Here is an 8,503-nt window from a genome sequence, read left to right as displayed (position 1 = left end):
GCCGGGCCGCACCCCACCACGACGTCGGCAAAACCATCAAGCGTGACCTGACCATCGCAGCACGTAAACAACACGAGGGTTAAAGATCAAGCTTACACCGGAGCCGGCTTCGACACCGTCGCGATCGTCACGCTTGCGTGCCTGAAAGACGCGGTACACGACCTACGCCCGCCTATCTAGGCTGCTGGGAATCCCGATACGGCCCTCCACCGCCGTGGACGTCCCCACCACTGGTGTTGTCGTTGTGACCTACAGGAGGTCATCTCTTGGATACCAGGATCCAGAACGTCCGGCTGGACGCCACGTCAAACGAACAACTCATGGCTCTGGCAAACGCCGGGGCCGCAGCTTTCGGCCATACCGCCACACTCCAGGTGGAACAGGCCCTGGCCCAGCTTCTGCGGTTACGCGTTGCACAGATCAACAATTGCAGCTACTGCCTTCTGGTGCACCACGCCGCTGCCCGCACCGCCGACATCCCGCCGTCCAAGGTCGAGACCCTCACCGCGTGGTGGGAGACGCACCTGTTTACCGAGGAGGAGCGAGCCGCGCTGGCCTACGCCGAGGCGTTGACCCGAGCCGCCGACACCACCGTCAACAACCGGGTCCAGGAGGCACACGACAGGATGGCCACGCACTTCACGGAGGACGAGATCCTGGAGATCGTGGCCATTGTGATCAACATGAACATCTGGACGCGACTCAAGCTCGCCGAGGGTGCCATGCCCACGACGGCGCCATGATCGGATGGTGCCGGGAGAAAGGGGGTCGTGCGAGCCGGCCGGGAGGCAACCGCGGACCGGTGAGGAAGAGTCGCCCTAGCGGTGTCTTCAAAGGGTTACAACCACTGCAGTAGCGCGGCGATCGTGATGGTGGCCTCGTACCACGTGGCGGTATTGTCGTAGCGGGTGGCGACGCTGCGGCACTGCTTGAGGCGGTTGAAGCGGGAGCGTCCCACATTCGTCGCGATGTCGGCGTCTAGGGTGTTAGCGCCAGCTCTTTTCGAATGACGACCATGGATATGCTGTCGTCGTCGCCCCTCGGACACGATCTTGAGTACCAACGCAACAGGCCGTTGAGCCGGAAGAATCCAGCGACGCACCTTCGTCGTGTCCGAGGCGCACCGCGCCGGGAACATCTCGGAAACATGGGCCATGTCTGCCGGGCAAGGTCGGCGCGGACCGGGACCGTGTGACGGCGCCGGACTCGATGTGTGGGCGGCGCGTACCTCGGCGATCAGGTTGCGCAGCCGCCGGCGGGACCATCGACAGCATTGGTGCGCGCAGCATCGCTCGGTCGAAGCCGCCGAACAGCGGGACCGCCGCCGTTTTCGCCCCCGACCAGGACCAGCGTTCCGCGGGGCGTGAGCGCGCGCCGTAGCAGCCGCAGCGGCCGGTTGCCGGCGGTGTCGATGAGACTCCTACCGGGCTGCGCCCGCATGCTGATTCGAGCGCTCCGCGCGGCTGATCGATGCCGAGAGGGTCACCGGCTTATCGTCGGTCTCGTCCGCTGTGCGCGGGGACTGCCTCGGCGTACACCGGAGGCGAGTGTCTTCGAAAAATTCGGCTTGCTTGTCGATTGGGGTTGGTCCTTTTCGTCGTCCTGGTGAGAGCCCGGTACCGAGCCGGTCCATACACCCACTGGAGGGCACGATGACCACCACCGTGAACACGACCCACGCCACCACCTCGACCTTCGGTGCGATGATCCGGACCGGTGTCATCGCCGCGGTAGCCGCGAGCGCCGCCACCATGGCCGTCGCCGCCGCCGGCCACGCGGCAGGGGTCAGCCTCGATATGGGCGGCGCCCCGATTCCGGTGGCCGGGTTCGGCGTGCTGACCGCTTCGTTTTCGCTGATCGGCGTGGTCATCGCCGCGCTACTGTCCCGTTTCGCCCGGCGTCCGCGGCGGACGTTCGTCCGCACGACGGTGGTGCTGACGGTCCTGTCGCTGGTGCCGGACGTGATCGCCGACGCCGGGGTGGCCACCAAGGTGCTGCTGATGCTCACCCACCTGGTCGCGGCCGCGATCGTGATCCCCGCTGTCGCGCGCCGCTTGGCCGCCTGACCTGTCACCATCCCACCGTCGTGACCACCGCACGCAACCGGGCCGTCGACCGGCTCCGCCGGGAGTCGACCCGCGAGGCCCGGCACGCCCAGGCCCTGCTGCACCAACAGGACGAGCCCCAGGAGGTGGGACCGGTGAAAGACGACCAGCTGCGACTCATCTTCACCTGCTGCCACCCGGCCCTCGCTCCTGACGCGCGTACGGCCCTCACGCTCCGCCTGCTCGGCGGCCTCGAAGTACCGGAGATCGCACGGGCCTACCTGATTCAGGAGGCGACCGTCGCCCAACGGATCGTGCGCGCCAAGAAGAAGATCCGCGACGCCGGCATCCCTTACCGGGTTCCCGCCGAACATGAGCTGCCGGACCGGCTGCCACCCGTGCTCACCGTGCTCTACCTGATGTTCAACGAGGGCTACACGTCCACCGCCGGACCGCTGATCAGAACGGACCTGTGCACCGAGGCGATCCGGCTCGCCCGCGAGCTCGCCGCGTTGATGCCCGACGAGCCGGAGGTCCTCGGCCTGCTCGCCCTGCTGCTGCTGACCGAGGCGCGCCGCCCGGCCCGGCTCGACCCGACCGGCGAACTGGTCCTACTGACCGACCAGGAGCGGTCATTGTGGAACCGGACACTCATCGCGGAGGGCCATGACCTGGTCCGCCGTTGCCTGCGGCGTAACCGGCCAGGTCCGTACCAGATCCAGGCCGCGATCAGCGCGGTGCACACCGACGGCGCCGCCACCGACTGGCCGCAGGTCCTGGCACTTTACGACCAGCTCCTCGCGCTCGCGCCGACCGCGATCGTCGCGCTCAACCGTGCGGTCGCCGTCGCCGAGGTGCACGGACCGGCGGTGGCCCTCGCCGCGTTGGAGGACGTCGATCTCCCGGGCTACCACCGGCTGCCCGCCACCCGGGCCGAACTGCTGGCCCGGCTCGGACGCGACGCCGAGGCCCGAGCCGCATACGACCAGGCCATGGCGCTGGCCACCAACGAGACCGAGCGTTCCTACCTGCAGACCCGTCGTACGGAACTCACACCCGCAAGGGGAGCATCATGACCGCTACCTACACCTTCGACGTCTTTTCCAGCCTAGATGGCTTCGGCACCAACAGCGGCAACTGGGGCGGCTACTGGGGTAAGCAGGGCCCCGAGTTGCTCGAGCACCGCCTCGCCTTGTACAGCGAGGAGCAGCGCATGGTCTTCGGGGCCGGCACGTACCGGGTGTTCGCGCGGATGCTGGCCGCGAGCACCGAGGAGTCCGAGGTCCGTGACGCCTGGGTCACGCGGATGAGGAGCCTCCCGGCGACGGTGGTGTCGAGCACGCTGCAAGGACCCCTTGACTGGCCGGACGCGACCCTCGTGGGCGGTGACGCCGTCGACGTCGTCGCCCGGCTCAAGGAGGAGTCCGAGGTGCCCTTGCGCTCGCACGGCAGCCTGTCGTTGAACCGGGCGCTGATGGCCGCCGGTCTGGTCGACCGCGTCCAGGTGACGCTCTTCCCGGTGATCAGCGGTCAGACCGGGACGGAACCCGTTTTCTCGGGGGCGGCCGACTTCGACCTGGAGCTGATGGAGAGCCGGACACTCGACGGTCGCACCCAGGAGCTCATCTACCGGCCCGCCCTGCACGTGTGAATCCCACCGTGCACCCGTATCCGTCACGCGGCCGCCCGGTGGACTGACACGCCGGGCTCGGGCGAGCCACGGGTCGAGTTGTTCGAGGATGTGGTGAGTCCGACACTCGGGCCGTTGAGGGACCGGCCTCGGCGAGGGCAGCACGATCACCGTCGAGCTCGCGGTAGGTCCGGCCCTGTCCGCGGGCTCGGCCCGGAACATCGATCATGTTCCGGATTGGGCTTCTGCGTCCACCGCACGGGTCGCGGCCCGGATTGTGCGGCAACGCCCCACCTGCTGCTCCGGACGTGGTACGAATCTTGGACAGGATTGTCCGGAGAAGCGGGGGCGGTGGCGCGGGCGCGGTCGGGGTGGGTTCTGCGTGGCCAGGAGACTCCCCGCCAGATCTCCTACCTGGAGCTCCTCTTCGACCTGGGCCTCATCGTCGCACTCATGCGGCTGACCGACCGCCTGACCGGCAACCTCGGCTGGAATCACGCGCTGGAAACCCTGGTCCTGCTCGCCGCGATCTGGTGGGTCTGGACGGTCACCGCGTACACCACCGACTGGTACGACCCCAGACTGCCGATAGTCCAGGTGATCGTCCTCGCCGTGCTGTTCGGCGGACTGCTGATGTCGCTGGCCATCGGCAGCGCATTCGAGGGGGTCAACGGGATCGCCTTCGCCGGGGCGTACGTGGGCCTGCACCTCTGTCGCGGGCTCATCCTCACCACCGCCCTGCGCGGTCACGTCCTGCAGAGGCGGTCGACGCGGGTGCTGATCTGGTTCTGCCTGACCGGCGTGCTCTGGCTGGTCGGTGCGTTCCTGCCCAGCCCGATCCGGCTGATGTTCTGGGCGGTGGCGATCACGACGGACTTCGCGGTCGGCCTCCTCGGTTATCCGCTGCCCCGGCTCGGCCGTTCGAACGCCGAGGAACTCCGGGTGGGCGGCGAGCACCTCGCGGAACGCTACCGGCAGATGTTCATCGTGACCCTGGGCGAGATCATCCTGGTCGGGGTAAGGCAATATGGTGACCCCCCGTTCGTGTCCCTGCGGACGGCGGGGGTGATCCTGCTCTTCGTCCTGACCGTGACCATGTGGCGGATCTATACCGTCTACGTCGCCGACTATCTGGCTGCCGGGATCGACAAGGCCAACAATCCCGGCCGGATCGCGCTGGTCGCGGCGTACGCGCATCTGGTCATGGTCGCCGGTGTGGTGTTGGTCGCCGCCGGTGGTGACCTGGTCGCCAGGGACCCCGTCGGCGAGATCAACCCCACCGAGCTGGCCATCGTGACCGCCGGTCCGCTGGTGTTCCTCGCCGGCCGCAGCGTGTATGCGCTGGTGGTGTTCCGGGCGATGCTGTGGCGGCTGCCCATCGGCGTGGCCGTCCTGTCGCTGGCGGCGCCGATGATGCGAGGGCTGCCACCGCTCGCGGTCGCGACCGTCATGACCGTGGGAATGATGGCGATCGCCTTCATCCCACACTGGGGGCAACCGGTGTACCGGACCCGCTGGCACATCCGTACCCGCTGGTGATCCGACCGCTCGCGACCCCGCCGCCCTACGCGGGCTTCCTGCCGCCCGGCTCCCGATGACCGAGCGGGTGATCGGCGGCCCGGTGTAGCGGTGGAGGATGCTGGGTCGGTGCACATCACGATCCTCGGCCCGCTCGCCGTCAACGGCCGGCCGGTTCGGGGCGACCGGCTCGCGACGGTGATCCGCGTGCTCGTCGACGCGCGTGGGCGGGCGGTCTCCACCACGCTGCTGGTGGACGCCGTGTGGGGCGGCACGCCGCCCGACGACGCGATCGGCGCCGTCCAAGCGCTCGTGTCCCGGGTACGCCGGCTCGGGCTGCCGGTGATCGCGGGTCCGGGGGGATATCGCCTGCCCGCCGAGGAGATCACCGTTGACGCTGTCGAAGCGCGGGCGCTCGCCGAGCGGGGACGTGCCGCGCTCCGGACCGGTGACGTCCCTGCCGCCCGCAGCTCGGCCGACCAGGCCCGGGCCCTGTTCCCCGAGGTCCCCGAGCTCGTCACCGCCGAGGAGACGCGCCTGTTCGCGGACGTCACCGCGCTCCGGGCAGAGGCAGCACTCACCGGTGCGGGGCCCTTCGACGAGGCTGACCTGCGCCGGCTCGTCGCACGTACGCCCCCGGACGAGCCGTCGGCCGCCCTGCTCGTTCGCGTGCTCGCCGCCCAGGGCCGCGACGCCGAGGCGCTGGAGGTGATCGACGGGCTTCGTGCCGAACTGGCCGACCGGTACGGCACCGACCCGTCGTCCGTGATCACACAGGTCCACCTGGCGCTGCTGCGCGGCGAACTCACCACCCCGGCTGTCGCGACGCCGCCACGGCAGCCGACGCGGATCGCCCTGCCCGCCGCATGGCGCCGACCGGTGACCGCCCTCGTCGGTCGGGAGCGGGACGTCGAGACCGTGGGCGAGGCGCTCACCGAGGCGGCTCTGGTGACGATCGTGGCCACCGGCGGCGCCGGCAAGACCCGGCTGGCCGCCGAGGTGGCGCGCCGCGCGGCGACGGCCGGGCAGACGGTCCGCGTGATCGAACTCGCCGGTCTGCGCTCACCCGACGAGGTGCTGCCCACGGTGCTCGCGGCGCTCGGCGGAGGGGACACCTCGACGACCGGAGGCAACCTGGGCCTCGAACGGCGGGTCCTCAGCCCCGAGGAACGGTTACGCGCCGTAGCGCCGGACCTCGACGGGCTCGTTGTGCTGGACAACTGCGAGCACGTCCTCGACACGGTGGCCACCGTCGTCGCGGACCTGGTCGCGGTGACCTCGCCGGAGGTCACGGTGCTCGCGACGAGCCGGGCCCCGTTGGGCCTGGCCGGTGAGCGGGTCCACCGGCTGACCGCGTTGCCGGACGCCGACGCGCTCGGGCTGCTCGAATCCCGGGCGCGGGCCGGCGGCGCGGTGCCGACCTGGGACACCGCACGAGCGCTCGCGCTGTGTCACCGGCTCGACAACCTCCCGCTGGCGCTCGAACTGGCCGCCGCTCGACTGCGGCACATGCCGATCGACGACGTACTGGCCGGGCTGACCGACCGGTTCGCGCTCCTCGACGATGCGCTGCGGGGCCTGCCGGATCGGCACGCGAGCCTGTGGGCGATGGTCGACTGGAGCCGGGAACTGCTCGCGCCCGAGGACCGCGAGTTGCTCCAGCGGGTCGCGGTCATCCCCGCGCCGTTCACCGCGGACCTCGCCGCCGCGGTCGCGCAGACGCCGGACGTACGACGCGGTCTGGCGACGCTCGTCGAACAGTCCCTGCTGACCCTGGTCGAGGGAGACGGCCGGCCCCGCTACCGGATGCTCGAGACCGTCCGCGAGTACGGCGAAGCCCGCCTGGGCGCGGCCGGCGACCGAGATCCGGCCATGGCAGGCCTGGTCGGTTGGGCCCGGGAGCAGGCAGTCGCCCTCGCCGACCGGTTCATCGGGCCCGGCCAGATCGAGGCGTTCGCCCGCTGTGCCGCCGAGCAGGACAACCTGCTCGCTGGCCTGCGCTGGGCGTTCGGGCTGGACGACGAGCCGGCCACGGTCGACCTCGCCACCGCGTTGTTCCACCTCTGGTCGGTGCGCGGCCTGCACCTCGAGGTCACCGGTTGGGCGCGAAGTCTGCTGCACGTCGAGGACCCGGACCGACGGCGAGCATCGGCGATCCTGCGCGGCCGGGCCGCCCGCCGGCCACTGCCCGACGCCGACCGGCTCGCCTGGACCTGCCTGTTGATCGGCGTCAACGCCGGCATCAGCGGCGAGGCCCGGCTCGCCGTGCTCGCCCGACGGGCGCTACGGACGCTCCTCGCCGAGCGGCCCGCCGAGGTGTCGCCCCGGCAGACCGTGCTCGCGTCGGCGGTGCCCGCGTTCGACGCCTCGGACCTGGACGGGAGCATGAAGGGCGCCGCCGAGATGATCGCGCATCCGGACCCGTACGTGCAGGGACTCGGCCTGTTCGCCCGCGCCGCCATACGGGAGAACGGCGGCATGCCCGAGGCGTCGATCGTCGACGCCGAGCAGGCGTATCGCCAGTTCGAGGTCGCCGGCGACCACTGGGGCATGGCGATGGCGGCGGGCGCCGTCGGTCAGTTCTTCATCCCGGGCGGGGACACTCGCTCGGCCGACTGGCTGGCGCGCAGCGTCCACCACATGGATCTGATCGGCGCGACGCAGGACGCCCGCTCGATCCGTGTGCGGTTGGACGTGCAACGTGCCCTGGCCGGCGACCCGGAAGCGGAGCGGCGGCTGGGCGAGACGGCGACCGCGGACCAGGCCGAGGAAGTGGAAATCGCGCAGGCGCGCCTCGGGCTGGCCCACCTGGCCTGGCAGCGCGAGCGATACGACGACGTACTCGCTCACGCCGACGGGGTGACCCGGACCCTGGCCGGGTGGGCCGGGCCGCCGCCGCAGCCGCGCGTCATCCTCCGGGTCGCGGTGGCGGTCCTCCACCTGCGGGTGGCCGAGGTGCGGCATGCGTCGGGAGACGATGCCGACGCCCACGCGGCCGCGTTGCTGAGGCTCGCCCGGGACGAGGCGCTGTCCTCGAGGGACCTGCCGGTGATCGGGGCGTTGGCGGTGGGCGGTGCCGAACTCGCGGCGTACCGGGGTGACGTCGGAGCCGCCCGCGAACTGTCCGCGCTCGGGATCCGGATCGGCGCCCACGACATGACCTTCTTCCCACCCGGAGACGGCGAACGGCTCGACGCCGCCCTCGGTGACGAGGAGCAGCGTGAGCCGTTGCTGGCCGCGTGGCGTGAGCGGCCCGTCGCCGCGACCACAGCCCGGATCCGCGAGCTGATGGACGACCTGCTCGGCTGAA

General features: G+C 70.6%; 7 protein-coding genes. 6 read left to right on the top strand and 1 reads right to left on the bottom strand.

Annotation, left to right across the window (positions count from 1 at the left end; translation table 11 throughout):
* Nucleotides 1-266 precede the first annotated feature (266 nt).
* On the top strand, nt 267-743 hold the full coding sequence (locus AB0F68_RS13575; protein ID WP_357336470.1) for a carboxymuconolactone decarboxylase family protein: 477 nt from the start codon (nt 267-269) through the stop codon (nt 741-743).
* A gap of 95 nt (nt 744-838) precedes the next feature.
* Here the strand turns inward: AB0F68_RS13575 and AB0F68_RS13570 are convergent, their stop codons facing one another.
* Complete coding sequence (locus tag AB0F68_RS13570) at nt 839-1,156, bottom strand: hypothetical protein (protein ID WP_357336468.1); 318 nt, start codon at nt 1,154-1,156, stop codon at nt 839-841.
* 496 nt (nt 1,157-1,652) lie between these two features.
* Here AB0F68_RS13570 and AB0F68_RS13565 point away from each other — a divergent pair, with 496 nt between their 5' ends.
* The 5 genes from AB0F68_RS13565 to AB0F68_RS13545 all read left to right on the top strand — a co-directional run bounded on the left by AB0F68_RS13565 (nt 1,653) and on the right by AB0F68_RS13545 (nt 8,502).
* Nucleotides 1,653-2,066 (top strand): DUF6069 family protein, encoded by a 414-nt coding sequence (locus AB0F68_RS13565; RefSeq protein WP_357336466.1) that lies wholly within the window; start codon nt 1,653-1,655, stop codon nt 2,064-2,066.
* A gap of 20 nt (nt 2,067-2,086) precedes the next feature.
* Entirely contained in the window at nt 2,087-3,121 is a 1,035-nt protein-coding gene (locus AB0F68_RS13560) for a DUF6596 domain-containing protein (protein WP_357336463.1), read from the top strand.
* On the top strand, nt 3,118-3,696 hold the full coding sequence (locus AB0F68_RS13555) for a dihydrofolate reductase family protein (protein WP_357336461.1): 579 nt from the start codon (nt 3,118-3,120) through the stop codon (nt 3,694-3,696). Before AB0F68_RS13560 ends, AB0F68_RS13555 begins: the two co-directional genes overlap by 4 nt.
* Nucleotides 3,697-4,026: 330 nt before the next feature.
* Nucleotides 4,027-5,214, top strand: coding sequence for a low temperature requirement protein A (locus AB0F68_RS13550; RefSeq protein ID WP_357336458.1), 1,188 nt, complete (start codon nt 4,027-4,029; stop codon nt 5,212-5,214).
* A 108-nt stretch (nt 5,215-5,322) separates the two neighbouring features.
* The gene (locus AB0F68_RS13545; RefSeq protein WP_357336456.1) at nt 5,323-8,502 is read left to right on the top strand and encodes a BTAD domain-containing putative transcriptional regulator; all 3,180 of its coding nucleotides are present in this window, start codon (nt 5,323-5,325) and stop codon (nt 8,500-8,502) included.
* Nucleotide 8,503 lies beyond the last annotated feature (1 nt).

This window comes from Micromonospora sp. NPDC023966 (assembly GCF_040639095.1).
Classification (GTDB): Bacteria; Actinomycetota; Actinomycetes; order Mycobacteriales; family Micromonosporaceae; genus Micromonospora.
The sequence above is the reverse complement of the archived record's forward strand: the minus strand, read 5'-3'. Positions and strand labels throughout refer to the sequence as shown.